Source organism: Microbacterium sp. SW12 (assembly GCF_055391095.1).
In genome coordinates this window covers 2,792,568-2,816,382 of sequence record NZ_AP024335.1, presented here as the reverse complement: position 1 = coordinate 2,816,382, position 23,815 = coordinate 2,792,568, and the positions used below count along the sequence as shown (strand labels likewise).

The 23,815-nt window shown below is 68.5% G+C and carries 27 protein-coding genes; 22 read left to right on the top strand and 5 right to left on the bottom strand.

The features are described from left to right. Window positions 1-82 precede the first annotated feature (82 nt). Window positions 83-538 (bottom strand): GNAT family N-acetyltransferase, encoded by a 456-nt coding sequence (locus tag MICSW_RS14230; RefSeq protein ID WP_464496340.1) that lies wholly within the window; start codon window positions 536-538, stop codon window positions 83-85. A 71-nt stretch (window positions 539-609) separates the two neighbouring features. Here MICSW_RS14230 and MICSW_RS14225 point away from each other — a divergent pair, with 71 nt between their 5' ends. The 3 genes from MICSW_RS14225 (at window position 610) to MICSW_RS14215 (ending at window position 2,699) form a co-directional block, all read left to right on the top strand. Next, window positions 610-1,605, top strand: coding sequence for an aldo/keto reductase (locus MICSW_RS14225; RefSeq protein ID WP_464496339.1), 996 nt, complete (start codon window positions 610-612; stop codon window positions 1,603-1,605). 90 nt (window positions 1,606-1,695) lie between these two features. Beyond that, entirely contained in the window at window positions 1,696-2,349 is a 654-nt protein-coding gene (locus tag MICSW_RS14220; RefSeq protein ID WP_228179481.1) for an acyl-CoA synthetase, read from the top strand. Next, window positions 2,346-2,699, top strand: a complete 354-nt coding sequence (locus MICSW_RS14215; protein WP_228179482.1) for an amino acid transporter — start codon at window positions 2,346-2,348, stop codon at window positions 2,697-2,699. Before MICSW_RS14220 ends, MICSW_RS14215 begins: the two co-directional genes overlap by 4 nt. Before the next feature lie 14 nt (window positions 2,700-2,713). Here MICSW_RS14215 and purB read toward each other — a convergent pair whose 3' ends face one another. Continuing rightward, window positions 2,714-4,123, bottom strand: coding sequence for an adenylosuccinate lyase (gene purB, locus MICSW_RS14210; RefSeq protein ID WP_292726801.1), 1,410 nt, complete (start codon window positions 4,121-4,123; stop codon window positions 2,714-2,716). Between the two features lie 55 nt (window positions 4,124-4,178). Then, window positions 4,179-4,685, bottom strand: coding sequence for a low molecular weight protein-tyrosine-phosphatase (locus MICSW_RS14205; RefSeq protein WP_464496338.1), 507 nt, complete (start codon window positions 4,683-4,685; stop codon window positions 4,179-4,181). A 136-nt stretch (window positions 4,686-4,821) separates the two neighbouring features. Here MICSW_RS14205 and MICSW_RS14200 point away from each other — a divergent pair, with 136 nt between their 5' ends. Both MICSW_RS14200 and MICSW_RS14195 read left to right on the top strand, forming a co-directional pair. After that, window positions 4,822-5,109 carry a hypothetical protein gene (locus MICSW_RS14200; protein ID WP_228179485.1) on the top strand — a complete coding sequence of 96 codons (288 nt, stop codon included), beginning with the start codon at window positions 4,822-4,824 and terminating at the stop codon, window positions 5,107-5,109. Then, complete coding sequence (locus MICSW_RS14195) at window positions 5,106-6,527, top strand: alpha/beta hydrolase (protein ID WP_464496337.1); 1,422 nt, start codon at window positions 5,106-5,108, stop codon at window positions 6,525-6,527. The genes MICSW_RS14200 and MICSW_RS14195 overlap by 4 nt, the downstream gene beginning before the upstream one ends. A gap of 7 nt (window positions 6,528-6,534) precedes the next feature. Here the strand turns inward: MICSW_RS14195 and MICSW_RS14190 are convergent, their stop codons facing one another. After that, window positions 6,535-6,930 carry a phage holin family protein gene (locus tag MICSW_RS14190; RefSeq protein ID WP_292726798.1) on the bottom strand — a complete coding sequence of 132 codons (396 nt, stop codon included), beginning with the start codon at window positions 6,928-6,930 and terminating at the stop codon, window positions 6,535-6,537. A 91-nt stretch (window positions 6,931-7,021) separates the two neighbouring features. Between MICSW_RS14190 and MICSW_RS14185 the strand changes: the two genes are divergently transcribed. The 17 genes from MICSW_RS14185 (at window position 7,022) to MICSW_RS14105 (ending at window position 22,545) form a co-directional block, all read left to right on the top strand. After that, window positions 7,022-8,125 carry a histidinol-phosphate transaminase gene (locus MICSW_RS14185; protein ID WP_464496336.1) on the top strand — a complete coding sequence of 368 codons (1,104 nt, stop codon included), beginning with the start codon at window positions 7,022-7,024 and terminating at the stop codon, window positions 8,123-8,125. A 10-nt stretch (window positions 8,126-8,135) separates the two neighbouring features. Beyond that, window positions 8,136-9,266, top strand: coding sequence for a thiamine pyrophosphate-dependent enzyme (locus MICSW_RS14180; protein ID WP_464496335.1), 1,131 nt, complete (start codon window positions 8,136-8,138; stop codon window positions 9,264-9,266). Between the two features lie 62 nt (window positions 9,267-9,328). Further along, window positions 9,329-10,294 carry an alpha-ketoacid dehydrogenase subunit beta gene (locus MICSW_RS14175; protein WP_228179512.1) on the top strand — a complete coding sequence of 322 codons (966 nt, stop codon included), beginning with the start codon at window positions 9,329-9,331 and terminating at the stop codon, window positions 10,292-10,294. A 100-nt stretch (window positions 10,295-10,394) separates the two neighbouring features. Next, complete coding sequence (locus MICSW_RS14170; protein ID WP_341578175.1) at window positions 10,395-11,771, top strand: dihydrolipoamide acetyltransferase family protein; 1,377 nt, start codon at window positions 10,395-10,397, stop codon at window positions 11,769-11,771. A gap of 78 nt (window positions 11,772-11,849) precedes the next feature. Then, the gene (locus MICSW_RS14165) at window positions 11,850-12,830 is read left to right on the top strand and encodes a metal ABC transporter solute-binding protein, Zn/Mn family (protein ID WP_464496334.1); all 981 of its coding nucleotides are present in this window, start codon (window positions 11,850-11,852) and stop codon (window positions 12,828-12,830) included. Continuing rightward, complete coding sequence (locus MICSW_RS14160) at window positions 12,827-13,675, top strand: metal ABC transporter ATP-binding protein (protein WP_464496333.1); 849 nt, start codon at window positions 12,827-12,829, stop codon at window positions 13,673-13,675. Before MICSW_RS14165 ends, MICSW_RS14160 begins: the two co-directional genes overlap by 4 nt. Next, window positions 13,672-14,538, top strand: a complete 867-nt coding sequence (locus MICSW_RS14155) for a metal ABC transporter permease (protein WP_292732265.1) — start codon at window positions 13,672-13,674, stop codon at window positions 14,536-14,538. The genes MICSW_RS14160 and MICSW_RS14155 overlap by 4 nt, the downstream gene beginning before the upstream one ends. 54 nt (window positions 14,539-14,592) lie before the next feature. After that, entirely contained in the window at window positions 14,593-15,018 is a 426-nt protein-coding gene (locus MICSW_RS14150) for a Fur family transcriptional regulator (RefSeq protein ID WP_464496332.1), read from the top strand. Beyond that, window positions 14,936-16,042, top strand: coding sequence for a permease (locus MICSW_RS14145; protein ID WP_464496331.1), 1,107 nt, complete (start codon window positions 14,936-14,938; stop codon window positions 16,040-16,042). The genes MICSW_RS14150 and MICSW_RS14145 overlap by 83 nt, the downstream gene beginning before the upstream one ends. Further along, on the top strand, window positions 16,035-16,856 hold the full coding sequence (locus MICSW_RS14140; RefSeq protein WP_348681112.1) for a TIGR03943 family putative permease subunit: 822 nt from the start codon (window positions 16,035-16,037) through the stop codon (window positions 16,854-16,856). The genes MICSW_RS14145 and MICSW_RS14140 overlap by 8 nt, the downstream gene beginning before the upstream one ends. Continuing rightward, complete coding sequence (locus tag MICSW_RS14135) at window positions 16,846-18,300, top strand: Ig-like domain-containing domain (RefSeq protein WP_464496330.1); 1,455 nt, start codon at window positions 16,846-16,848, stop codon at window positions 18,298-18,300. Before MICSW_RS14140 ends, MICSW_RS14135 begins: the two co-directional genes overlap by 11 nt. Beyond that, window positions 18,297-18,995: a DNA-3-methyladenine glycosylase gene (locus MICSW_RS14130; RefSeq protein WP_347424243.1), complete on the top strand. Its 699-nt coding sequence runs from the start codon at window positions 18,297-18,299 to the stop codon at window positions 18,993-18,995. Before MICSW_RS14135 ends, MICSW_RS14130 begins: the two co-directional genes overlap by 4 nt. A gap of 141 nt (window positions 18,996-19,136) precedes the next feature. Continuing rightward, window positions 19,137-19,373: a 50S ribosomal protein L28 gene (rpmB, locus tag MICSW_RS14125; protein ID WP_228179498.1), complete on the top strand. Its 237-nt coding sequence runs from the start codon at window positions 19,137-19,139 to the stop codon at window positions 19,371-19,373. Next, window positions 19,373-19,543, top strand: coding sequence for a 50S ribosomal protein L33 (gene rpmG / locus MICSW_RS14120; RefSeq protein WP_005051772.1), 171 nt, complete (start codon window positions 19,373-19,375; stop codon window positions 19,541-19,543). The genes rpmB and rpmG overlap by 1 nt, the downstream gene beginning before the upstream one ends. Before the next feature lie 3 nt (window positions 19,544-19,546). Further along, window positions 19,547-19,852 carry a 30S ribosomal protein S14 gene (gene rpsN / locus MICSW_RS14115; RefSeq protein ID WP_228179499.1) on the top strand — a complete coding sequence of 102 codons (306 nt, stop codon included), beginning with the start codon at window positions 19,547-19,549 and terminating at the stop codon, window positions 19,850-19,852. Between the two features lie 354 nt (window positions 19,853-20,206). After that, on the top strand, window positions 20,207-20,494 hold the full coding sequence (locus MICSW_RS14110; protein WP_195692545.1) for an HU family DNA-binding protein: 288 nt from the start codon (window positions 20,207-20,209) through the stop codon (window positions 20,492-20,494). 74 nt (window positions 20,495-20,568) lie between these two features. Continuing rightward, window positions 20,569-22,545, top strand: coding sequence for a bifunctional copper resistance protein CopD/cytochrome c oxidase assembly protein (locus MICSW_RS14105; protein WP_292728195.1), 1,977 nt, complete (start codon window positions 20,569-20,571; stop codon window positions 22,543-22,545). A gap of 13 nt (window positions 22,546-22,558) precedes the next feature. Here MICSW_RS14105 and MICSW_RS14100 read toward each other — a convergent pair whose 3' ends face one another. Then, complete coding sequence (locus tag MICSW_RS14100) at window positions 22,559-23,683, bottom strand: hypothetical protein (RefSeq protein WP_228179501.1); 1,125 nt, start codon at window positions 23,681-23,683, stop codon at window positions 22,559-22,561. Window positions 23,684-23,815 lie beyond the last annotated feature (132 nt).

Here is a 23,815-nt window from a genome sequence, read left to right as displayed (position 1 = left end):
AACGAGCCAGCACGCGCCGAACGAGCCGGCAGTGCGGGCTGGCTCAGCGGGATCGGGCTTGTTCGCGGGGGTTCGACGGGCGTCAGCCGCCTCCCGCGGGGCGGCGCATCGGTACGTGCGGGATGTCGTCCTCCGAGAACGCCGGACCCGATACCGCGAACCCGAAACGCGCGTACCAGTCAGCGAGCTGAGATTGTGCGTCGAGCACGATCGGCACCCCGGGTGCCAGCTCCTCGCATCGAGCGACGGCGCGACGCATGAGCTCTGCCGCGATGCCGCGCCCGCGGGCTGCGGCGTCAGTGGCAACCCGCCCGATGCGCATCTCGGTCGGGTCCTCGAGGATGCGCAGGGTGGACAGCACCTCATCGCCGTCGCTCGCCCACATCAGCTCTGCGCCCGGCTCGATGTCGCGGCCGTCGAGCTCCGGGTAGGCCGCGCGCTGCTCGACAACGAACACGCGAAGGCGAAGCCACAGCATCCGGTACAGCGTCTCGGGCGCGATCTCAGCGGCGGCGGCGCGGTGGTAGGTGACGGGCATGGCCATACCCTAGAGCCTTCCGCAGGCTGCTTCAGGGTCCGAGCGTCGGCGGTCGATGGCAGCATGGATGCATGCAGCAGCGACCCCTCGGAAGAACCGGCCGTCTCGTCTCAGCGATCGGCCTCGGTACCTGGCAGCTCGGCGCCGACTGGGGAGCGGTCGACGAGAACGACGCGCTGGCCGTGCTCGCGGCATCCGCCGATGCCGGCGTGACGCTCTTCGACACGGCGGATGTGTACGGCGACGGCAGGTCGGAGAAGCTGATCGGACGGTTCCTCGCCGAGCGACCCGACCACGGCATCACGGTCGCGACGAAGATGGGCCGGCGCGTCGACCAGTTGCGCGAGAACTACACCGATGAAGCGTTCCGGGGCTGGACGGAGCGTTCCCGCGAGAACCTCGGTGTCGAAACGCTCGACCTGGTGCAGCTGCACTGCCCACCGACCGAGGTCATTGCCGCCGACGACCTCTTCGATGCGCTTGACCGGCTCGTCGAAGACGGTCTCATCGGGGCGTACGGCGTCTCGGTGGAGACGTGCGAGCAAGCGCTCGCCGCCATTGCGCGCCCGGGCGTGACCAACGTGCAGATCATCGTCAATCCCTTCCGCCTGAAGCCCCTCGACGAGGTGCTTCCGGCGGCCGCCGCGGCAGAGGTCGCGATCTTCGCGCGGGTGCCGCTGGCATCCGGCCTGCTCTCGGGCAAGTACACGACAGCCACGACGTTCGCGAGCGATGACCACCGCTCGTACAACCGTCACGGCGAGGCCTTCGATCGTGGCGAGACCTTCTCGGGCGTCGACTTCGAGGCCGGGATCGCCGCGGCATCCGAGCTGGCTACAACGCTGCCCGACGGCGTCTCGCTGCCGGCCGCGAGCCTGGCCTGGATCGCCGCGCAACCGGGTGTCACCTCTGTGATCCCGGGCGCACGAACGCCCCAGCAGGCCGAAGCAAACGCCGCTGCGGGGGCACTGCTCGAACCCGGTTCCTTCGACCTCGACTCGTTCGACGCGGCAGTTCACGCCGTTTATGACCGTCACCTGCGAGAGGCGATCCACCCCCTCTGGTGACTCTGCGCCGCCGTCGGCGCGGGCCGCGGGTGTGACCGCGAAGCTCAGGCCCGCCGAGAAGGCCCGCATCGACGAATAGACTTGAGTGTTGTGACCAGCGCTGCACCCCTCCGCACCCTCGAGGTGAGGCATCTTCAGCTGGCGCGAGCCTTCTTCGCCGCGCTGGCGGCTGTCATGATCACCTTCTCCCCCGATCATTCCGCTGCCGTCGGCCTCGCCGTGTTCAGTGGCTTCGCGATCGCGACGGGTCTGGTGTGGTTCGCCGCGGTGTGGCTGATCTTCCCGAAGGGCGACCGGTGGGCAGCGGTGCTGCTCGGCATTCTCGCTCTCCTCGCCGGAATGGCAACCGGGATGCCGGGCCTTCGAACCGACACGATGTTCTTCGTCGCCGTGATCGCTTGGGCTGTGCTCAGCGGCATCGTCGAACTCGTCGCGGGTATCCGAGCGCGACGGATGACACACCTGCCGCGCTCGCAGAGTCGCGACGCGATCTTCGTCGGTGCCCTGGGCATCCTGCTCGGACTGGGGCTCGTCGCGGTGCCGGTGCAGTACGCCCTCACCTACACGATCGAAGAAGCAGGACAGACTTTCACCCTGACCGGAATCACCATCGCCGTCGGCATTTTCGGTGGTTACGCCGCGATCGTCGCCGTGTACCTCGGAATTGCTGCGTTCTCGCCGCGCCAGACGGATGCCGAGGCCGCGGCGGCGGTCACCGAAGCGACGGCCGAGAGGAAGCCATGACCGACAAGCCCTCGCGCCGGGAGATCATGCGCCCCGTCCAGCTCTTGGGGCTCGCCTTCGCTGCGGCCCTCTTCGCGGGAATCGTGACGCTCGTCTCGATGGGGTTCTTCCAGCAGATTCCCGCCGAAGACGTGCAGAACGCTTTGGTCGTTGCGCTCATCGTCGCGGGAGTGACCTTTGTGGTCACCCTCGTCGCGCTCGCACTCCTGCTGCTGGCGATCGACCCCGCGCAGGTGACCAAGACCATTGATCGGCCCGTGCTGCTGGACGACGAGCCCGACGGCGACGCGGCATCGGCGACCGCGCCCGATGACCGCGAGGCCGGCGGCTCCTCAGCACCAACCGCCTAAAGCTCAGCCGGGGCTCACTCGATCTCGGAGACGAGGTCCGATGCGAGACCCGTATACGAGGCGGGCGTGAGGGCGAGCAGGCGCTCCTTCGCGGCATCCCCGATGTCGAGACCGCGCACGAACTCCGCGAGCTCGGCGACGCCAACGCGCCGCCCCCGTGTGAGGTCCTTCAGCAGCGCGTAGGGGTCGCTGATCTGCGAGCGTCCGGCCACGATCTCAGCGCGCACCACGGTCTGGATCGCCTCGGCCAGGACCTCCCAGTTACCCTCGAGGTCGGCATCCAGCGCGGCTTGCGCGAGCGAGATCTCGGTGAGTCCCCGGGCGAGGTTGTCGAGCGCGAGCAGCGAGTGCCCCAGGGCGACGCCGATATTGCGCTGCGTCGTGGAATCGGTGAGGTCCCGCTGCAGCCGCGAGGTGACGAGTGTTTGCGCCAGCGTGGCCAGCAGTCCACCCGAGATCTCGAGGTTCGCCTCGGCGTTCTCGAAGCGGATCGGGTTGATCTTGTGCGGCATCGTCGACGAGCCGGTCGCGCCGGCCACCGGGATCTGCGAGAAGTACCCGAGCGAGATGTAGGTCCAGACATCGGTCGCGAGATTGTGCAGGATGCCGCCCGCGTGCCGGATCCGGTCGTAGAGCTCGACCTGCCAGTCGTGCGACTCGATCTGGGTCGTCAGGACGTTGAACCCGATCCCGAGCGACTCGATGAACTCGCGCGAGAGGGCCGGCCAGTCGGTGTCGGGCTCAGCGGCGAGGTGGGCTGACCAGGTTCCGGTGGCGCCCGAGAACTTTGCGAGGAACTCGGATGCCGCGATCTGCCGCTCGACCCGCTCGAGTCGCCACACGAAGACGGCGAGCTCCTTGCCCATCGTGGTGGGGGTCGCCGGCTGCCCATGGGTGCGCGAGAGCATGGGAGCGTCCCGGTGCTCGTGGGCGAGGGCGGCGAGCCGGTCGATCACGACGCGGAGTCGGGGCAGCCAGACCTGGACGACGGCGCGCTGCACCGTGAGTGCGTAGGAGGCCGAGTTGATGTCCTCGCTCGTGCACGCGAAGTGGGTCAGTTCGGCGATCTGCTCGAGTCCGAGCTCGCTGAGCCGGTCGCGAACGAGGTACTCGACGGCCTTCACGTCGTGGCGGGTCACTGACTCCTTCTCGGCGAGCCACGCGATCTCGTCGGCGCCGAAGCCGCGGTACAGCGCGCGAAGGCGTTCCTTCTGCGTCTCCTCGAGCGGTGCTGTGCCGAACAGGGAACGGTCGGTGAGGGCGATCAGCCACTCGACCTCGACCTCGACGCGGGCACGGTTGAGGCCGGCCTCCGAGAGATAGTCGCTCAGGGGTGCCACCGCGGCGCGGTACCGTCCGTCGAGGGGACTCAGCGGCTGATCGCCGAACGAGCTGGCGTCGTGCTCACGGGGCAGGGAGGTCACGGTACTCCTGTCGGATCTGCGGTCCGGGCTCCCGTCGCGCCGGGCGATGATCGCCTCAGGGCGCGGGGCGAAGCGCCGGCTCCAGCTGGCGGAAGAGTGCGCGGCTGGCGTTCTCGATCATACCGAGCACCTCGTCGAACATCGCCTCGTCGGCGTAGTACGGGTCGGGCACATCGAGGGTCGGGGCCCCGGCATCGAACGACATGAGCAGAGAGATCTTGTCGGCATCCGCGTCCGAGTGTGCCCAGCCGCGCAGGATCCGCTCATGGCTGCGATCGAGGGCAAGCACCAGGTCGCTGCGATCGAAATCGGCCCTGCCGAACTGCCGTGCGCGATGGCGCGCGCCGTCGTAGCCGCGCCGGGCCAGCGCCTCAATGGTGCGTTCGTCGGCGCGCTCGCCGACATGCCAGTCTCCGGTGCCGGCGCTGGTGGAGGGCACGCGGTCGCCGACGCCCGCACTGTCGGCCAGGGCGCGGAACACGACCTCGGCCATGGGAGACCGGCAGATGTTGCCGGTGCAGACGAAGACGACGCGAAACGGCTCGACGGCGTTCGCAGTCATGCGTTCATTCATACCCCTCCTGCCCGGCGATCGCATCAGTTCGTCGCCTCCTCCCCGGTTTCGCCGGGGGCCGAACCGTCGACAATACGTGACGGATGCCGCATCCCGCGCCCCGAGGGTCAGCGACCGTGGACGAATGGATGAGCTGTGTGCGTCACCGGCGGCCGGTGCCGTGCGGGCACAGCTCGCGGCGCTCGCGTCGTGGGCTGACGACCTCGCTGCCGACGCCGAGGCGATCGCGCGGGTCAGTGGCTGGGAGACGCCGGCCGTCGCCGAGTTCCAGACCGAGATGGCGGAGCTTGTGGCCGCGCTGCGCGGCCTGCGAGAGCGCGCCCTCGATCTGCGCGCCGACGTCGGAGCGCCGCATCCGTGGTCCATCGCGGGCGGGTACCCCGGCTTCGGTCTGGCCGGAGCTGGGGCGTGAGCGATCTGGAGATCCGCAGCGGCGGTGCGATCGCCGTCGACACCGAGCAGTTGCGAGCGGTCGCCGCGCGGTTGCGCGAGTTCGGCATCCGTCTGGGCGAATTCGCGGACCGGGCGCGCTGGGTGGCAACGGATGCCGCAGCCACCGCGACCCGGTTCGGCATTGACCTCGAGGCGCGGTGGCTCGCAAGCGGCGCTGACCGGGCTGCGGAGCAGCCGGCGGCGCTCGCGGCAGCCCTCGACGGGCTCGCTGCAGCGTATGAGCTCATCGAACTGCGGGCGCAGCACGCGGCAGCGGCCGCCGCCGGTGATGCCGATGCGGCGCGAGCGATCGAGTCGCGGATGACGGGGCTTGAGCAGGAGTACCCGGATGCCGCGCGCGCTGCCGACACCGCGGTGCGCGGGTGGCGCAGCGGCGGTCCGATCGAGATGGCCCGCCAGGCTGCGGCTGCGACGTGGTGGATTCCCGGGATGGCCCTTCCCCTGGCCGTCGGCACCGGTGTGCTCTGGGGCGGGGTGGCGCTCGCGGGTTTCGGCCGGATGTCGCGGGCGCCGGTCTCGCCGGGCGCTCCGGCGGCGGATGCCGCGGCCACGGCGCCCTCGACATCAGTGCCCGGGCATCGCGGCGGGACCCGGCACCCGCCCACGGCACCTCCAGCCACGCCGCCCGGAGCCCCTACCGCGCCGACTACCGTGCGCGCAGTAGCCCCAACCCCCTCATCAGCGTTGGCATCGGGGCCGTTGACGGGTTTGGCGGATGCCGCCCGCCGCGTGCCCGGCGCCGCTGAGGCCCGGGTGCGCGTCGAGCGTTACGCGATGCCCGGCGGTGGGTCGCAGGCGGCCGTCTACATCGCCGGGACACAGACCATCTCCGGCGGTTCGGGCGACCCGTTCGACATGCGCTCGAACCTCGAGCTGTACGGGGGTGAGAGATCGGCGTCCCTCGAGTCCGTCGAACTCGCCCTCCGCGAGGCAGGCGTGGCTCCCGGCGAGCCGGTCCACGTCTTCGGCCACTCGCAGGGAGCGATGCTCGCTTCTGCTCTCGCGATGGAGGGCACCTACGACGTGCAGACCCTCGTCACCTATGGCTCACCCGTCGAGGCAGCAGTGCCCGACAGCGTGCTCAGCGTCGGCATCCGTCACACCGACGATCCCGTCGCGGGGCTCGCCGGCGGCGGTCACGCCGAGACGGTGGGCGCGCCGGGAAGTTTCGTTGCGGAGCGGGTGGCCGACCCGACGGGCGGCGTGCAAGACCTGACCCTGGCAGCGCACGGCATCGAGCGGTACGCCGAGACGGCGGCGATGGTGGATGCCTCGAGTGACCCCCGCACTGCGGCGCTGCGGGAACTGTGGCGTGACCTCGGGTCGGCCGAGAGCGTGACCGTCACCGAATACGCCGCCGATCGAGGCGGCAACTGAGGCCGACTCAGTCGTTGTTGCGGCGGGGCCGGAGGAGGATCCCGATGAACCAGTTGATGATCGAGATCAGAAGGGCCGCGACCACACCCCACCAGAAGTCCTCGACTCGCAGACCCCAGTCCCACCACTGCGTGAACCAGGCGGTCAGCCACAGCAGGAAGCCGTTGATCACCAGCGAGATGAGCCCGAGCGTCAGGATGTAGATCGGGAAGGCGAGCACCTTGATTACCGTGCCGATGATGGTGTTCACAAGCGCGAAGATGAGCGCCACCAGCAGCAGCGTCAGCACCAACTGCAGCGTCTCCCCCGGTGCGAACGGGATGACAGTGACCCCGAGGGCAGGGATCAGGGTGACGATCCAGATCGAGAACGCGTTCACGACGATGCGGACGAGGAAACTCATGCCCGCAGTCTTTCACGAGGGTGCAGACAGGTAACAGCCCGGTCGCGCACTCGGGCCGGTCCTGAAACCGCCCCGGTCCTAAACTCATGGAGTGACCGAACCCGACCCGATCCCCGTTCGCGTACGCCCCGCGATCGCGGCGCTGCCCCCCTACAAGCAGGGCAGACAGGCGGCTCCAGACGCGTTCAAGCTCTCGAGCAACGAGAACCCGTACGACCCGCTCCCTGGCGTGATCGACGCGATGCGCGCGGTAACAGCGGTCAACCGCTACCCCGACGCGAGCGCTGCGCGGCTGCGGGATCGGATCGCCGCCGACTACGGTGTGAGCCCCGAGGCCGTGCACATCGGCGCCGGAAGCGTCTCGCTCATCGCGCAACTCATCTCGGCGACCGCAGGTCCCGGCGACGAGGTGATCTACGCGTGGCGCTCGTTCGAGGCCTACCCGTCGCTGGTCGAGGTGTCGGGCGCGGCATCCGTGCGTGTGCCGCTCACCGCCGACGCGCGCCACGATCTCGCCGCTATGGCGGATGCTGTCACCGACCGCACGCGCACGATCCTGGTGTGCAGCCCCAACAACCCCACCGGTCCGGTGGTCACGCAATCCGAGTTCGACGACTTCGTCGCCCGGGTCCCCCGCGACGTGCTGATCGTGCTCGACGAGGCGTACGCGGAGTTCGTCACGGCCCCGAATGCCGTCGACGGCGTGCGGGTGCTGCAGGCCGGGCATCCGAATGTCGTCGTGCTGCGCACCTTCTCCAAGGCTTACGGTCTCGCGGGACTCCGCGTCGGCTACGGCATCGGTCACCCGCGGGTATTGGATGCCGCGCGCAGCACCGCCATCCCGCTCTCTGTCACCGCCCACGCTGAAGAGGCGGCCCTGGCGAGCCTCGACGCACGCGACGAACTGCTCGAGCGGGTAGCCGAGATCGCCAAGCGCCGCGACGCGCTCGCGGCAGGCCTGCGGAACCAGGGATGGCGCGTCCCCGCGGCCCAGGGAAACTTCGTGTGGCTTGCCACCGGACCCGACACGCTGGCTGTGGCCGACGCCTTCCATGACGGCGGAATCGTCGTCCGGCCCTTCGCGGGAGAGGGTGTTCGCATATCCGTCGGAGAGCATGAGTCTGTGGACAGAGTGCTACGGATCGCGGGTTCCGTTGTAGAGGACCTCCCGGAAGGGCACCCCGCACGCGGGTAGCGTAGGGACCGTGACCCAGCCAGAAGAACCTGAGCTCGTCCGCATCCTCGCCGCTGACGGCTCCCTCGCGCCCAGTCCGGCAGCCGAGCCGTACCTCGAGCTCGTGAACGCGCTCGCCGACTCCGACCTCGAGATGCTGTACCGCGACATGGTCGTCATCCGTGCGATCGACCGGCAGGCAACCAACCTCCAGCGCCAGGGACAGCTCGCACTCTGGCCCCCGAGCCTCGGACAGGAGGCAGCACAGGTCGGTTCGGCCCGCGCCGCCCGCGCGCAGGATCACCTCTTCCCCTCCTATCGCGAGCACGTCGTCACCCGAATCCGGGGCGTGGATCCGATCGGGATCATCAAGCTCATGCGCGGACTCTCGCACGGCGGATGGGACCCGACAGACCCGGCCAACGGCAACACCCACATCTACACGCTGGTGCTCGGGGCCCAGACGCTGCACGCCACGGGCTACGGCATGGGCCTGGTCTTCGACGGACGCTGTGGCACCGGCGACCTAGAGCGTGACGAAGCCGTCATCGTCTACTACGGCGACGGCGCCTCCAGCCAGGGTGATGTGCACGAGGCAATGGTCTTCGCTGCCAGTTACCGCACGCCCGAAGTCTTCTTCCTGCAGAACAATCAGTGGGCCATTTCGGTGCCGGTCGCGACCCAGTCCCGCACGCCGCTCGTGCGTCGCGGCGAGGGGTACGGGATGCCGAGCATCCGCATCGACGGCAACGACGTACTCGCCAGTTACGCCGTCACCCGGCGTGCCCTCGACGAGGCGCGTAGTGGTGAGGGCCCCCGAGCGATCGAGGCGATGACCTACCGCGTCGGTGCCCACACCACCAGTGACGACCCGACCAAGTACCGCACCTCCGACGAGGAGCAGTTGTGGGCGCAGCGCGACCCGATCGCACGGATGCGGGCCTTCCTCGAGCATCGCGGAGCCCCCTTCACGCTCTTCGACGAGGTGGATGCCGAGGCCGCCGCCGCTGCCGATGATCTGCGCGTGCGCACGAATGAGCTCGGCGGACTGGAGCGCGACGCGATGTTCGCTCACGTCTACAGTGACCCGCACCCGCTCATGGACGAGCAGCGCCGCTGGCTCGCCGAGTACGAGGCATCCTTCGAGGGAGGCACCCGATGACCACCGTCTCGACCTCCACCGGCCAGGCTTCCGCGGCCGCCGCGGCTCCGGCATCCGGGCCCATGCCCTTGGGGCGCGCGCTCAACGCCGGTATGCGGCAGGCGTTGGCAACGAACGACCGCGTCCTGCTCATGGGTGAAGACATCGGTCGTCTCGGCGGCGTGTTCCGGGTGACCGAGGGGCTGCAGGCAGAATTCGGCGAGCAGCGGGTGCTCGACACGCCCCTTGCCGAGTCCGGCATCGTCGGTACCGCGATCGGGCTGGCCATGGCCGGGTTCCGCCCGGTGTGCGAGATCCAGTTCGACGGGTTCGTGTTCCCGGCGTTCGATCAGATCACCTCGCAGCTGGCGAAGATGACCAACCGCCTCGAGGGGGCAGTGTCGATGCCGGTCGTCATTCGCATCCCCTACGGCGGGCACATCGGCGCGATCGAGCACCACCAGGAGAGCCCCGAGGCCTACTTCACGCACACCCCGGGCCTGCGGGTTGTGAGCCCCGCCACCGCGGGAGACGCGTACTGGATGATCCAGGAGGCGATCGCCTCCAACGACCCAGTGATTTTCCTTGAGCCCAAGAGCGCGTACTGGCAGAAGGGCGAGGTGGACACGACTGCCCCTGCCCTGCCACTTCACGCCTCCCGCATCGTCCGCCGCGGCACCGACGTCACCCTTGTCGGCCACGGCGCCATGGTCGGCACACTGCTGCAGGCAGCGGCTCTCGCCGAGTCCGAGGGCACGAGCTGTGAGGTCGTCGACCTGCGTTCGCTCTCACCGGTCGACTACGGTCCGATCCTCGACTCCGTGCGCCGCACCGGCCGCATGGTCTATGCACAGGAGGCCCCGGGCTTCACGAGCCTGGGCAGCGAGATCGCCGCTACCGTGACCGAGCGCGCGTTCTTCTCGCTCGAGGCGCCGGTGCTGCGGGTGTCGGCGTTCGACACGCCGTTCCCGCCCGCCAAGCTCGAGGGCACCTACCTGCCGGATGCCGACCGCATCCTCGAAGCCGTCGACCGCGCCCTCGCCTACTGACACCCGATGGCGCTAACTCCTGCAATGTCGGCACGGACACGGCGATACTGAGGCACAGACCACCGAGGTGCAGGAGTTCGTGCACCGCGAAAGGACCGACATGAGCACGCAGACCTTTGTTCTCCCCGATGTGGGGGAGGGCCTGACCGAGGCCGAGATCGTCACCTGGAAGGTCGCGCCCGGCGACGCCGTGCAGGTCAACGACGTGCTCGTCGAGATCGAGACCGCCAAGTCCCTGGTCGAACTGCCCTCGCCGTTCACCGGCACGGTCGGCGAGACGCTCGTCGAGGAGGGCGTGACCATCGCCGTCGGAACCCCGATCGTGACGATCGAGACCGCTCCCGCCGCATCCGCTCCGCTGTCACAGACCGACGCTCCCGGGGGCGGCGACGCGCAATCTGAGACAGCGGAAGGTGGTGCTGAGGGCGGCGGCGCGGTGCTGGTCGGATACGGGACGGGTGGAGCTGTCACCTCGCGTCGCCGCAAGCCCGCTGAGCGGCCGGTGACGGCATCCGTCGGGGTCATCGCGAAGCCGCCGATCCGCAAGCTCGCGCGCGACCTCGGTGTGGACCTTGCCGCCGTGACCCCCTCGGGTGAGGCCGGCGAAGTCACCCGCGAGGACGTCGTGAAGCACGCGTCGCAGGCAAGCGTCTTCCGCAATATCGAGACTCCCGACTGGCCCGAAGTGCGCGAAGAGACCATCACCGTGACACCGGCAGCGGCACCAGCGCCTCCCGCCCCCAACGGCGTCGCCTCGCCGTTCGCGCAGGCGGCGGGCCGGGTCGAGTCGATCCCGGTCAAGGGTGTGCGCAAGGCCACCTCGACCGCGATGGTGCAGTCGGCGTACTCGGCACCGCACGTGTCGGTGTGGACGGATGTCGACGCGACCCGCACCATGGAGCTCGTCAAGCGACTCAAGGCATCCCCCGACTTCGCCGACGTCAAGGTCTCGCCGCTGCTGATCATGGCGCGCGCCGTCATCTGGGCGGTACGCCGCACGCCGATGGTGAACGCGGCGTGGGTCGACGGTGACGGCGGCGCCCAGATCAGCGTGCGGCACTACGTCAACCTGGGCATCGCCGCAGCTACCCCCCGCGGGCTTCTGGTTCCGAACGTCAAGGACGCCCAGGACCTCAACATGCGTGAGCTTGCGCGGGCTCTCGAAAAGCTCACCCTCACGGCGCGCGAGGGCAAGACCACGCCTGCCGACCAGCAGGGCGGCACCATCACGATCACCAACATCGGGGTGTTCGGAATGGATGCCGGCACCCCGATCATCAACCCCGGAGAGTCGGGCATCGTCGCGATGGGTACGATCCGGCAGAAGCCCTGGGTCGTGGACGGAGAGGTGCGCCCGCGCTACGTCACCACCGTCTCGGGCTCGTTCGACCACCGCGTCATCGACGGCGATGGGATGAGTCGCTTCATCGCCGACGTCGCGTCGATCCTCGAGGAACCCGCGCTGCTGCTCGACTGACCCGTCGCGCTCGGGAATGCCGGAATGTACCGGCCGCCCGTTTTGATAATGATTCTCACCGCCGTTATCATTGTCGACATGGCAACCCGACGACTTTCCACCCTGCTCGCGCTCGGCGCGGCATCCGCCCTCACGCTCACGGCCTGCGCCGGCACGGGTGGAACGCCGGCGACATCCTCCCCGGCCGAAGCAACCATCGGCGTCGTCGCGTCGACCAACGTCTACGGTCAGATCGCCGAAGAGATCGGGGGTGATGCCGTCACCGTCACCTCGATCATCACGTCGTCGGCTCAGGACCCGCACGAGTTCGAGCCGACGGCCCAGGACCAGCTCACGGTTTCGGAAGCCGATCTCATCATCGAGAACGGCGGCGGATACGACGGCTTCATGGATGCCATGATCGAGGCCAGCGGCACGACGGCGCCCGTCATCACCGCTGCCACCTTCAACCACGACTACCCCGCTGAGGGCGAAGTTGGGGAGGAAGGTCACGACCACGCCGATGAGGACGGTCACGACCACGCGCACATCGAGGGATTCAACGAGCACGTCTGGTACGACCCTCACACCATGGAGCACCTCGCCGAAGCCATCGCTGAGGAGCTCTCGACGCTCGACCCCGACAACGCCGACCTCTTCGAGACCAACGCTGCAGCCTTCATCGACCAGATCGCCGGGCTGGAGGCATCCCTCGACGAGATCTCGGCAGCTCACGCCGGCACCGGAGTCTTCGTCACCGAGCCCGTGCCCGTCTACCTGATCGTGGCAGCCGGGCTCGAGAACCTGACGCCCGAAGCGTTCAGCGAGGCAGTCGAGGAGGGGCAGGACGTGCCCCCCGCAACTCTGCTCGAGGCGCTGGGCATCGTCGAAGACGGCTCCGTCAAGGTCGTCATCGCCAACGCACAGACCGGCGGCGCCGAGACCACGCAGGTCATCGATGCCGCGACTGCGCAGTCAATCCCGGTGCTGGAGTTCACGGAGACCCTCCCGGAGGGCCAGACTTACATCTCGTGGATGCAGCAGAACATCGCGGAGCTCGCGGACGCGCTCGACGCGTGAGCTCCAGCGCGACCTCGGACGCCCAGCCGCCGCTCCGCATCCGCGGAGCGGCGCTGCGCCGTGGCGAGCGGGAACTGTGGGCCGGGCTCGACCTCGACGTCGAACCCGGCGAGTTCATCGCGGTTCTCGGACCCAGCGGCTCCGGCAAGACGACGCTGCTGCGCGCCATCCTCGGCCTCGAGCACCTGAGCGCTGGGATCATCGAGACGAGCGGTCGCCGGGTCGAGCGCCGGGGCAACCGGCACATCGGCTACGTACCCCAGCAGCGCCCCCTTCCGCCCGAAACCGCATTGCGCGGTCGCGACCTCGTGACCCTCGGTGTCACCGGCCACAAGTTCGGCTTCAGCCTTCCAAACCGGCGCGATCGCGAACGCGTCGATGTGCTGGTGGCAGACGTCGGCGCCGAGGGGTTCGCCGACCGGCCCGTGGGCGAACTCTCCGGCGGCGAGCAGCAGCGGCTGCGCATCGGGCAGGCGATCGCCGACGACCCCGGCCTGCTGTTGTGCGACGAGCCGCTCACGAGTCTCGACCTGGCCAACCAGCAGGCGATCGTGGCGCTCATCGACAGGCATCGCCGCCAGCGCGGCGCCGGGGTTCTCTTCGTCACGCACGACATCAACCCTGTCCTCGACGTCGTTGACCGCATCCTCTACATCGCCGGGGGGCGCTTCACGCTCGGAAGGCCCGATGAGGTCTTGCAGACGAGCGTTCTCAGTGACCTCTACGGCGCTCCCGTCGCTGTGCTGCGGGCAGGCGACCGCCTCGTGGTCGTGGGCGCGCCGGATGCCGAGGTCTCGCACCATCACCACGACGACGGCGACGAACCCGGTGGGGTGCACGCATGAACTGGTCTGACATCGGCGACGCGATGTTCGGGGGGATGGCCGACTACGGCGCGATCCTCGCGCTGGTCTCGAACTCGGTCATCGCGGGGGCAGTGCTGGGCCTGGTCGGCGGCCTCGTCGGCGTCTTCGTGATGCAGCGCGACATGGCTTTCGCCGTCCACGGCATCAGCGAACTCTCCTTCGCGGGAGCCGCATTCGCGCTCCTCATCGGCTGGGATGTCGTGACGGGGTCGATCGTGGGCTCGCTCATCGCCGCCGGGCTCATCGGATGGCTCGGTGCGCGGGCGCGGGACCGTAACTCGTTCATCGGCGTGCTCATGCCGTTCGGCCTCGGTCTCGGCATCCTGTTCCTCTCGCTCTACAGCGGTCGCAGCGCCAACCGGTTCAGCCTGCTGACGGGTCAGATCGTCTCGGTGCAGAACGCGCAGCTCGGGTGGTTGATCGCGATCAGCATCCTGGTTCTGCTCGGACTGCTCTTCATCTGGCGGCCGTTGCGCTTCGACTCCCTGGACCCGCAATCCGCTGCAGCGCGCGGCGTACCGGTCACGGCGGTCTCGCTCGGATTCATGCTGCTGCTCGGGCTGATCGTCGCCGTGGCGATCCACATCATCGGCGCGCTCCTGGTCATGGCCCTGCTCGTGACCCCCGCTGCTGCTGCCATGCGAATCGCATCCGGGCCCTGGAGCGTTCCGCTGCTGGCGGCCGGCTTCGGATTCGTCTCGGCAGTGGGCGGCATCCTGTTGGCCATCGCCGGCACGCTGCCGGTGAGCCCCTACATCACGACCATCTCATTCTTGATCTATCTCGTCTGCCGCCTCGTCGGCGGTCGGCGCGGTCGGGTGACTCGGGCGCGGTTCGCGTGAGGGCTCCCACGCGCTCCCAGCCGGCGCCGAAGGTAGGTCGATAGACTCCCGGCCATGGCGCAACGCAATACCTGGCAGCGCGAACGCGTGCGCACGGCGCTGGGCGACGCCCCCGGCTTCATCAGTGCCCAGTCACTTCACGCCGTTCTTCGTGATGAAGACACGGGGATCGGCCTCGCGACGGTCTACCGCGCCCTGGCAAGTCTCGCCGATGAGGGCGCGGCCGACACGCTGCACGGACCCGACGGCGAAAGCCTCTACCGTGCGTGCGAGACCTCGGGGCACCACCATCACCTGATCTGTCGGCCCTGCGGCGCGACCGTGGAGATCGCAGCGACCCCCGTCGAGCAGTGGGCCCGGTCGGTTGCGCAGCAGCACGGCTACACGGATGCCGAGCATGTCGTCGACATCTTCGGGCGCTGCCCCGAGTGCACGGCGCGCGCCCGCGCGGCATCCGGCGACGGGAACCGTGCGCGCTGACGCTCCGGCGACCGAAGGCGTCCGCTCCGAGGGTGCGACCCCGGGAGTACGGGCGGGAGTCGGCGTCGGAATCGGCATCCTCTTCATCGCGCTTCTTGTCGCGATTGATGCCCTCGCGCCCTCACTGTTCGCCTCACCGCTGTCGACTCGCGCACAGGATGGGCTGACCCTCGCGATCAGCGTTCTCATCGAGTCGCTCCCGTTCGTGGTGCTCGGTGTGGTGCTGTCGATCGTCGTGCAGGTGTGGATCCCGCCAGGAGTGCTCGAGCGATGGATGCCACGCACCCCGTGGCTGCGACGCGGCGTGCTATCCCTGCTCGGCATGTTCATTCCCGTGTGCGAGTGCGGCAACGTCCCGTTCGCCCGTGGCCTGCTGATGCGCGGGTTCACGGTGCCCGAGACCCTCACCTTCCTCATCGCGGCACCCATCGTGAACCCCATCGTGATCATCACGACGCACCAGGCGTTCGGGTTCAGCGACGGCATCCTGGTGGCGCGCCTGGTGGGCGGCTTCCTGATCGCAAACCTCCTCGGCTGGCTGTACAGCCGGCATCCGAGCCCCGACGCACTGCTGACCGACCGGTTCAGCGATACGTGCGAGCTCGTGACTCATGAGCCCGGCGGCAAGGGGCGCCGGAGCCTTGCCCAATTGGTCGTCGAGCTGCGCGCCGTCATGCCCGCGCTTATCATCGGATCCGCCATCGCCGGAGCCGTTCAGGTACTCATCCCACGAGACGTGCTGTTGGCGATCGGATCCAACCCGGCACTGTCGATCGTCGCCATGATCGCGCTCGCAATGGTCGTCTCGATCTGCTCCAACGTCGACTCGTTCTTCGCGCTCTCGTTCGCCTCGACCTTCACCCCCGGCTCGATCGTGGCGTTCCTTCTTGTCGGCCCGCTGGTGGATGTGAAGATGCTCGCCCTGCTGCGCACGACCTTCACGACCCGCACCCTCGTCGGCATCGTCGTGGTCGTCGTGCTGTCTGCCTTCGCGATGGGGACGGTGGTGAACCTTCTTGCCTAGGCTCAGCTCCCTCGGAACGCGCTGGCTCGGTGTCGGGCTGGCCACGGTGCTTGCTGTGCTCACGCTCGGGCTTGCCGTGACCGGCCGACTTTCTCTGTACATCAACCCGGAGTCAGCCTGGTTCGCGATCGGGATGTCGGTGATCGTGCTGATCGGCGCCGTTGCATCCTTCGCGCTGCCGTTGGGTGCCGAAAACGACCACGGACACGATCACGGTGACACCGGTTCGGCCCATCACACGGATGCCGACCGCGGCCGCGCCGCGACGGAGGGGACCGAGCAGGGCAATGCGCTTGCCCACGCGCGGCATCCGGTCGCCCTGGCCGGCACGGTTGTCGCAGGAGTGATAGCCAGTGCCGTCGTGGTCGGCGCGCTCGCCCTGCCACCCTCGTCGCTGTCGCCGCAGTTCGCCTCGACGAGCGCCTCGACCACGCCGGTGCTGTTCGGCGGCCGGGATGTCGTCACCCTGGCATCCACGGGCGATACGGCGACCTTCGGGGTGGGCGAGTGGGCGACGGTGTTCGCGACGGCGACAGACCCGGCATCCTTCGACGGCGACGCCGTCACTCTGACCGGTTTCGTCTCCCCGGGCGATGCCGGGGCCGGCTTCCTGCTGTCGCGGTTCGTCATCACCCACTGCGTCATCGACGCGCAACTGGCCGCGGTGCCGATCGCGTGGGGCGGCACGGCAGCGCCTGAGGGCGAGTGGGCTACCGTGACGGGCACGGTGCGCTCGGACTCCGACGGGCGGCTGCACATCGCTGCCGACTCGGTCGAGACCGTACCCGAGCCCGAGGACCCGTATGAGTACTGACGCGGGCCGTCGGCGCGACTCGGCTGCGCCGTCGCGCCGACAGCGAGCTGCCCGTCGACGACTGCGGGGATTCGTCCTCGGCTTCGTCGGGGTCGCTGCGGCCATCGGGCTCGTCGGCGCGCTCGGAGCCGCGGCCACCGTTCTCATGGGGCCGCGAGTGACCGCGGTGCAGGTCGACCCGTCAGCTGCCATCGCGGCATCCGGGTCCCGGCTCATCGTGACGACCTCGCAGTCGCTCGCCGACGTCGACCCGACCTCTGTCACGGTGACCCCCGCAACACCGTTCGACATCGACACCTCGGGTCGCAGCATCGGGGTGCGCTTCACGGTTCCGCTCGATGCCGACACCGAGTACACCGTCACGATCGACGGGGTGACCGGAGTGTCGGAAGGTCCGTCATCCACGATCACCGAGACGTTCACCACCCCGCCGAGCGAGGTGTTCCTGCTGCAGCGCGGGACTGTCGATGGCGACACGATCTTCCGCACCGACCTCACCGGTGAAGCCGCCGTAGCCGTGTTCGCCCACCCGCGCATCGAGGACTACCGTGCGACCCGCGATCACCTTGTCGTGCTCGTCGATGAAGACGGCGAAAGCGCGCTGATCGTGACCGACCTCGACGGGCAGAACCCGGTCGAACTGACACTGCCGGGCAGTGGATATATCGCTGATCTGCAGATCGCTGACCGGGGCGATCGGATTGGATACCTGTTCACCTCGTCGACGGTCGGGACGGGTTCGGGTGACGAATCGGCGCTGTACACGGCATCGCTCGACACCCCGACCGCCGAGCCCGCGAAGGTCGTCGTCGCGGGCGCCGACGAGCGCGTCGCGCAATGGTCGTTCGTGCCCGACACCGACAGTGTGTTGCTGGTCGCCTTCGACGGAAACCTGTTGCTGACCGACCCCGAGGGCTCGGCTCCGACCGCTCTCGGTACGGCGCTCGCGATCGATGGCATAGCTCCGGGAACCGCTCAGGCGATCGTCGAGCGCATCGATGGGCTCGTTGTACTCGACCTCCTGACCGGCGAGGAGACGCCGCTGGATGTCGGCACCGACCCGGCGGTGATCGGCAGCGTCATGCCGCTCCCGCGCGGGGGGACCCTGCGCACGACGTTCCCGATCGCCGATAGCGGGCTGCCGACCGGTGCGACATCCGTCGTCCTGGTCGATGACACCGGGGCGTCGAGGGAGGTGTTCTCGGCGCCGGATACCGACGCTGTCCTGCAGACCTGCGTGTCGCCGAGCGGTCAGTATGCGGCGATGCTCGTGGCGCCGGACCTGGCATCCAACCCCTACGACACCTACCAACTGCCCCTTCCTGCGACCGTCGAGACGCACATCGTCGAACTGCCGCGGGACGAGACTTCGGAAGCTCGCGAACTCGTGGCGCTCGCTGGCTCGTCGATCTCGTGGTGCCGACAGTCGGTGTCGTGGCGGTGACGGTTCCCGACGGTCTGCGTCCGGCAACGCGCGACGACCTCTCAGCCCTGCCGGTGGAAGTCGCACCGACACTCCTCGGAGCCCATCTGGTCGTCGAGGCCGGCGGTGAGCGCGTCGTCGCCCGACTCACCGAGGTCGAGGCCTACCACGGTGCCGGGACTGGCGATGTTCCCGACCCCGGCTCTCACGCGCGGTCGGGCCGAAGCCCGCGTAATGCCACGATGTGGGGCGAACCGGGTCACCTCTACGTCTACCTCAGTCACGGCATCCATTCGTGCGTCAACGTCGTGTGCGCGCCGGCGGGGGTCGCCGGTGGTGTGTTGCTGCGGGCTGCCGAGATCGTCGAGGGGACTGAGATCGCGACGCGGCGCCGGTTCGCGGCGCGGGAGCCTGGGCCCGTGCGCGACCTTGCACGCGGGCCCGGACGTCTCGGTCAGAGTCTCGGTCTGCGCCACGCCGAGCACGACGGCGTCGACGCCGTCACCGGTGCGGAACAGTCCGGTGCCGTGGCTCTCCTGCTTCTGCGCGAGCAACCGGTGACGTCCGTTGCTACCGGTCCTCGGGTCGGGGTCGCCGGAGTCGCGGGCACTGACGCCTACCCGTGGCGGTTCTGGATCCCGGGCGCCCCCACGGTCTCGGCCTTCCGCTGGGGGCGGGGAGCGCAAGGGGCGCGCGCAGCCGCCGTGCTAGACTGACTCTTTGTCTGCGCGCACTCCAGCACGCAGTTCGTACCCTTCCCTCATCATCCGGCCGGAAACGGCCTGTCGAGTGCGGGGTGCAGACAAGGGATCTTGGGTGGCACCGTCCGGTGTCACGGTACAGAAGGAGACATCACCATGGCTGCAGTGTGCCAGGTGACTGGAGCGGTTCCCGGCTTCGGTCACAACATCTCGCACTCGCACCGCCGGACGAAGCGCCGCTTCGACCCGAACGTGCAGAAGAAGACCTACTACGTGCCCTCGCTCGGTCGTAAGGTCACCCTGAACGTGTCCGCCAAGGGCATCAAGGTGATCGACGCGCGCGGCATCGAGTCGGTTGTGAAGGACCTCATCGCGAAGGGTGTGAAGCTCTAATGGCGAAGAAGGCTCAGGACGTTCGTCCGATCATCAAGCTGCGCTCGACCGCCGGCACGGGGTACACCTACGTGACGCGCAAGAACCGCCGCAACAACCCTGACCGCATCGTTCTCAAGAAGTACGACCCGGTCATCCGCAAGCACGTCGAATTCCGAGAGGAGCGCTGATCCATGGCTAAGAAGAGCAAGATCGCGCGCAACAAGCAGCGCCAGGAGGTCGTGGACCGCTACGCCGCCAAGCGCCTCGAGCTCAAGAAGCAGCTCGTGGACCCGAACGCGACCGACGAGCAGCGCGAAGCCGCTCGCGTCGGCCTGCAGAAGCTTCCCCGCAACGCGTCGCCGGTGCGTCTGCGCAGCCGTGACGCGATCGACGGTCGCCCCCGCGGCGTGCTGACCAAGTTCGGCATCTCGCGTGTGCGTTTCCGCGACATGGCCCACCGTGGCGAGCTGCCCGGTGTGACCAAGTCGAGCTGGTAAGCCAGCCCGCGAACAAGCACTGTCGAGCTGGTAAGCCAGCCCGCGAACAAGCACTGTCGAGCTGGTGAGCCAGCCCGCGAACGCAAGGCCCGGCATCCTCACGGATGTCGGGCCTTGCGCGTTCCTTCGCTCTGGCGTTCCCCCGCGAGAGGGGGGCGGACAGTCACGGGAGTCACACGCGTCACTTCCGTGACGCGACACGCCGCGAATCGGACGCCGATGCCCGCGAAATCCGCGGAATTCCGGGGTTCGTGGGTATATTCGAGGTCGGTCGGCAAGAGACCAGCCGAGAGCCACCTAGCTTTCGGTCCATGCACGAGGGCGGGGACTTCACCGCCTTGGAGGACAACCACAATGGCTGAAAAGTCCATCACCAAGACCGAGCTCGTCGCGAGCATCGCAAGCGCGACCGGTCAGAGCCAGGCCACCGTTTCGGGCGTCGTCGACGCGCTGTTCACCACTGTCGCCGAGGCCGTCGCCAAGGGCAGCAAGGTGTCGATCCCGGGCTGGGTCTCGTTCGAGCAGGTCGCCACCTCCGCTCGCACGGGCCGCAACCCGCAGACCGGTGAGGAGATCAAGATCCCCGCCGGCAAGCGCGTGAAGGTCTCGGCCGGCGCCAAGCTCAAGGCTGCCGCCAAGTAAGACCTATCGTCTTCACCTCGAAAGGGGAGCGTCCGTCCGCGGATGCTCCCCTTTCGCGCGCGTAGGCTGAGGGGATGGATTCCCGCCTGCTGCGGGCGATCGGCCCGGCGACGCTCGTGACGGTCGCCGTCGTCGTGATGGTGGCCTCCCTCGCGTACGGCGGCGGCGCCGCGCCGCTGGTGATCGCGGATGCCGGACCCGTGGTCCGCTGGGGTCTGCCGACCACGACGCTGATCTTCAACCTCGCGGCAGCCGGGCTGCTGGGATCACTGATCCTGGCCCTGTTCGCCCTGAAGGCCGGCGACAGGGCTTTCGATGTGGCCCTGGACGTGGCATCCGTCTCGGCAGCCGTCTTCACCGTCGCCGCCGGTGTCACGGGCTTCTTCACGTTCATCGACGCCTTCAACGCACAGGTCACGCTCGGCCCCGAGTTCGGGGCGCAGTTCGGCAAGTTCCTCACCGACACCGAACTCGGTCGCGCGTGGCTGCTCACCACGGTGTTCGGGGCACTGCTGACGGTGCTCACCTTCGCGGTCCGCTCGTGGACGGGAACCTTTCTGGTCGCTATCCTTGCGATCGCTGCCCTCGTCCCGGTGGGCACGCAGGGCCACTCGGGCGAGGAGGCCAACCACAACGCCGCGGTGATGGCCACGGTGCTCCACATCGAAGGAGCGGCTCTCTGGCTCGGGGGACTGCTGCTGCTCATCGTCATCCGGCCCCTGCTGCCCGCCGAGCGGATGACGACAGTGCTGCGCCGGTACTCGACCATCGCGATAGTGGCGTTCGTGGTCGTCGCGGCATCCGGGTACGTGCGCGGTGTCATCGGCGTCGTGACGTGGGAGGCGATGCTCTCGCCGTACGGCGCGATCCTCGCCCTGAAGATCGTCGCGCTCGTCGCCATTGGGCTGCTCGGGGCCTGGTACCGGCTTCGGCTGATCGATCGGATGCGCGAGAGTCGCGCATCCCGGTTCTTCTGGTGGCTGATCCTCGCTGAGATCGGGTTCATGGGACTTGCGAGCGGTGCCGCCGTCGCGCTCGCGCGCACCCCACCGCCGGTCGACACGTCGCTGCCCGAGCTGCGGACGCCGGCCGAGTTCCTCACGGGCGCGGCGCTACCGCCCGAGCTGACCCCGTGGCAGTGGGTGGCCGCGTGGGAGATCGACCTGCTGTGGGCGCTGCTGTGCGCATTCGCGGCGTTCTTCTATCTCGCCGGCGTCTGGCGCCTTCGTGCCCGCGGCGATCGGTGGTCGCTGTATCGCACGGTGCTGTTCCTCTCGGGCCTCGTCATGCTCGCCTGGATCACCAACGGTGCACACAACGTCTACCAGGAGTACCTGTTCAGCGTTCACATGTTCGGGCATATGGCGCTCACGATGGGCATCCCGCTGCTTCTGGTCGCGGGAGCCCCGGTCACCCTCGCACTGCGTGCTGTACGCAAGCGGGATGACGGCACGCGCGGTGGCCGCGAGTGGATCCTCTGGGCCATCCACACGCCGTTCGCGAAGGTCGTGACCAACCCGTTCTTCGCCGCCGGGAACTTCGTCCTCTCGCTCTGGCTGTTCTACTACACCGACCTGTTCCGCTGGAGTCTGTACGACCACCTCGGGCACGAGTGGATGATTTTCCACTTCCTGATCACGGGCTACCTGTTTGTGCTGTCGCTGATCGGCATCGATCCGGTGCCCTACCGCCTTCCCTACCCGTTCCGCCTGCTCATCCTCATCGGCGTCATGGCGATGCACGCCTTCTTCGGTATCGCGATCATGATGAACAGCGGGCTGATGGTGGCCGAGTGGTTCGGGGCGATGGGCCGCACGTGGGGGGCGACGCCGCTCGAGGACCAGTACATCGGCGGGGGCATCGCATGGTCGATCGGGGAGATCCCGACCCTCATCCTCGCGATCACCGTCGCCATTCAGTGGAGCCGCAGCGACGAACGCGCGCAGCGGCGCGAGGACCGGCAGGCCGAGCGCACGGCGGATGCCGAACTCGAGGAGTACAACGCTCGGCTGGCGCAGCTCGCCGAGCGCGACGCACGCGTGGGGCGCTGAGCTCGGCCGACCCTCACCCGAGCAGGATCGAGGCCGTGCCGTCGGGAAGGATGTCGATGGTGCCCGTGACCACGAACGGGACATCGACACTCACATCGCTCACGCTGCCGTCGAACAGGGAGCGAGAGCGAAGCTCGATGTGCGCCATGGCGGCTGCCTCAGCGATGCGCCACCCGGCGCCGTCGGCCACGAGCGACACCGTCGGGTCCTGCACGATCGACCACGTCGGCAGAGTGACGATTCGATCGGTGAGATCGAACCCGAACGGGCAGGCGGTGGGCTGCAGGACCTGCTGCAGCGTGCACTCCTCGAGGAAGGCATCCACCTTGTCTTGCACGAGGGTGACGAACTCGTCGGATGCCGTCGCGGTGACCGTGACCGGGACACTTGTGAACGGGACGTCGGAGAGCATCGCAACTCCCGGCGAGGTCGCGGTGGGGGTGTCGACGGTCACCGAGTAGATGCCGGGTGAGAACACGAGCAGGGGAATCGACGCTGACAGGTCGGCGGCGACTCCGTCGGGCGAGACCTGCCGCTTGTCCACGCTGAAGCCGTTCACCGCGAACTCCGCCGATCCGTTGACGGTGAGATCCATGACCGCGATGGGGCTCTGCGCGAACTCCCAGCGCGGGAAGATCCCGATCATGCCGTCCTGTACCACCGAGAACGTCGTGGATGCGTCGTGGCCGCCCGCGGAGTACGCGAGGGTCACCGCGACGGTGTCGCCGCTTCTCGTTTCAGACACGACACGGATGTCGCTGAGATCGCCGAGCGCGCTGGAGCGAAGGAAGTCCTCGGAAGCGTTGGCGGGGAGCCCAGCGGCCTCCAGGTCGGCTGACGAGACCGCGACCCCCGGCACGGCAAGCGCCTGGGTGGCATTGCCGTCAGCGAGCAGGTTTGCGTAGCGCACCACGAAGGCCGACGGGCTGTAGAACTGCGCGTAGAGGGTCGCTCCCGCGGCGATGAACGCGGCGATCAGCAGTAGGCCGACCGCCGAGAGGATGATGAGGTCGCCGGTGAGTGAGCGGCGCGCGTCCCGGCGGCCGCGGCGAGACGCGCGCTGCGCGGCGCCTGTCGCGAGTGGCGTCTCGGGCGCGATGGCAGCACCGCCCGACGCGTTCTCCCCCGTGGTGCTCACGGCACCAGTCTAGGAACGACGTGCTGTGAGGACGCCCTGCCGACTTGACTCATGTAAAAGGTCCGGGAACGGTGGCGTTTGCCTCAGATAGGAATGTCCGCGTAGTTCTCTGGCCGTGTGAGTCAGGAGTTG

Bases quoted from the DNA above. Each gene is read 5' to 3' on its own strand.
- MICSW_RS14150 (WP_464496332.1), top strand. From the start codon at position 14,593: ATGGCGCAACGCAATACCTGGCAGCGCGAACGCGTGCGCACGGCGCTG.
- MICSW_RS14205 (WP_464496338.1), bottom strand. From the start codon at position 4,685: ATGACTGCGAACGCCGTCGAGCCGTTTCGCGTCGTCTTCGTCTGCACC.
- MICSW_RS14215 (WP_228179482.1), top strand. From the start codon at position 2,346: ATGACCGACAAGCCCTCGCGCCGGGAGATCATGCGCCCCGTCCAGCTC.
- MICSW_RS14135 (WP_464496330.1), top strand. From the start codon at position 16,846: ATGAGTACTGACGCGGGCCGTCGGCGCGACTCGGCTGCGCCGTCGCGC.
- MICSW_RS14155 (WP_292732265.1), top strand. From the start codon at position 13,672: ATGAACTGGTCTGACATCGGCGACGCGATGTTCGGGGGGATGGCCGAC.
- MICSW_RS14165 (WP_464496334.1), top strand. From the start codon at position 11,850: ATGGCAACCCGACGACTTTCCACCCTGCTCGCGCTCGGCGCGGCATCC.
- rpmG (WP_005051772.1), top strand. From the start codon at position 19,373: ATGGCGAAGAAGGCTCAGGACGTTCGTCCGATCATCAAGCTGCGCTCG.
- MICSW_RS14200 (WP_228179485.1), top strand. From the start codon at position 4,822: ATGGATGAGCTGTGTGCGTCACCGGCGGCCGGTGCCGTGCGGGCACAG.
- rpsN (WP_228179499.1), top strand. From the start codon at position 19,547: ATGGCTAAGAAGAGCAAGATCGCGCGCAACAAGCAGCGCCAGGAGGTC.
- rpmB (WP_228179498.1), top strand. From the start codon at position 19,137: ATGGCTGCAGTGTGCCAGGTGACTGGAGCGGTTCCCGGCTTCGGTCAC.
- MICSW_RS14145 (WP_464496331.1), top strand. From the start codon at position 14,936: ATGTCGTCGACATCTTCGGGCGCTGCCCCGAGTGCACGGCGCGCGCCC.
- MICSW_RS14170 (WP_341578175.1), top strand. From the start codon at position 10,395: ATGAGCACGCAGACCTTTGTTCTCCCCGATGTGGGGGAGGGCCTGACC.
- MICSW_RS14105 (WP_292728195.1), top strand. From the start codon at position 20,569: ATGGATTCCCGCCTGCTGCGGGCGATCGGCCCGGCGACGCTCGTGACG.
- MICSW_RS14230 (WP_464496340.1), bottom strand. From the start codon at position 538: ATGCCCGTCACCTACCACCGCGCCGCCGCCGCTGAGATCGCGCCCGAG.
- MICSW_RS14225 (WP_464496339.1), top strand. From the start codon at position 610: ATGCAGCAGCGACCCCTCGGAAGAACCGGCCGTCTCGTCTCAGCGATC.
- MICSW_RS14175 (WP_228179512.1), top strand. From the start codon at position 9,329: ATGCCCTTGGGGCGCGCGCTCAACGCCGGTATGCGGCAGGCGTTGGCA.
- MICSW_RS14110 (WP_195692545.1), top strand. From the start codon at position 20,207: ATGGCTGAAAAGTCCATCACCAAGACCGAGCTCGTCGCGAGCATCGCA.
- MICSW_RS14190 (WP_292726798.1), bottom strand. From the start codon at position 6,930: ATGAGTTTCCTCGTCCGCATCGTCGTGAACGCGTTCTCGATCTGGATC.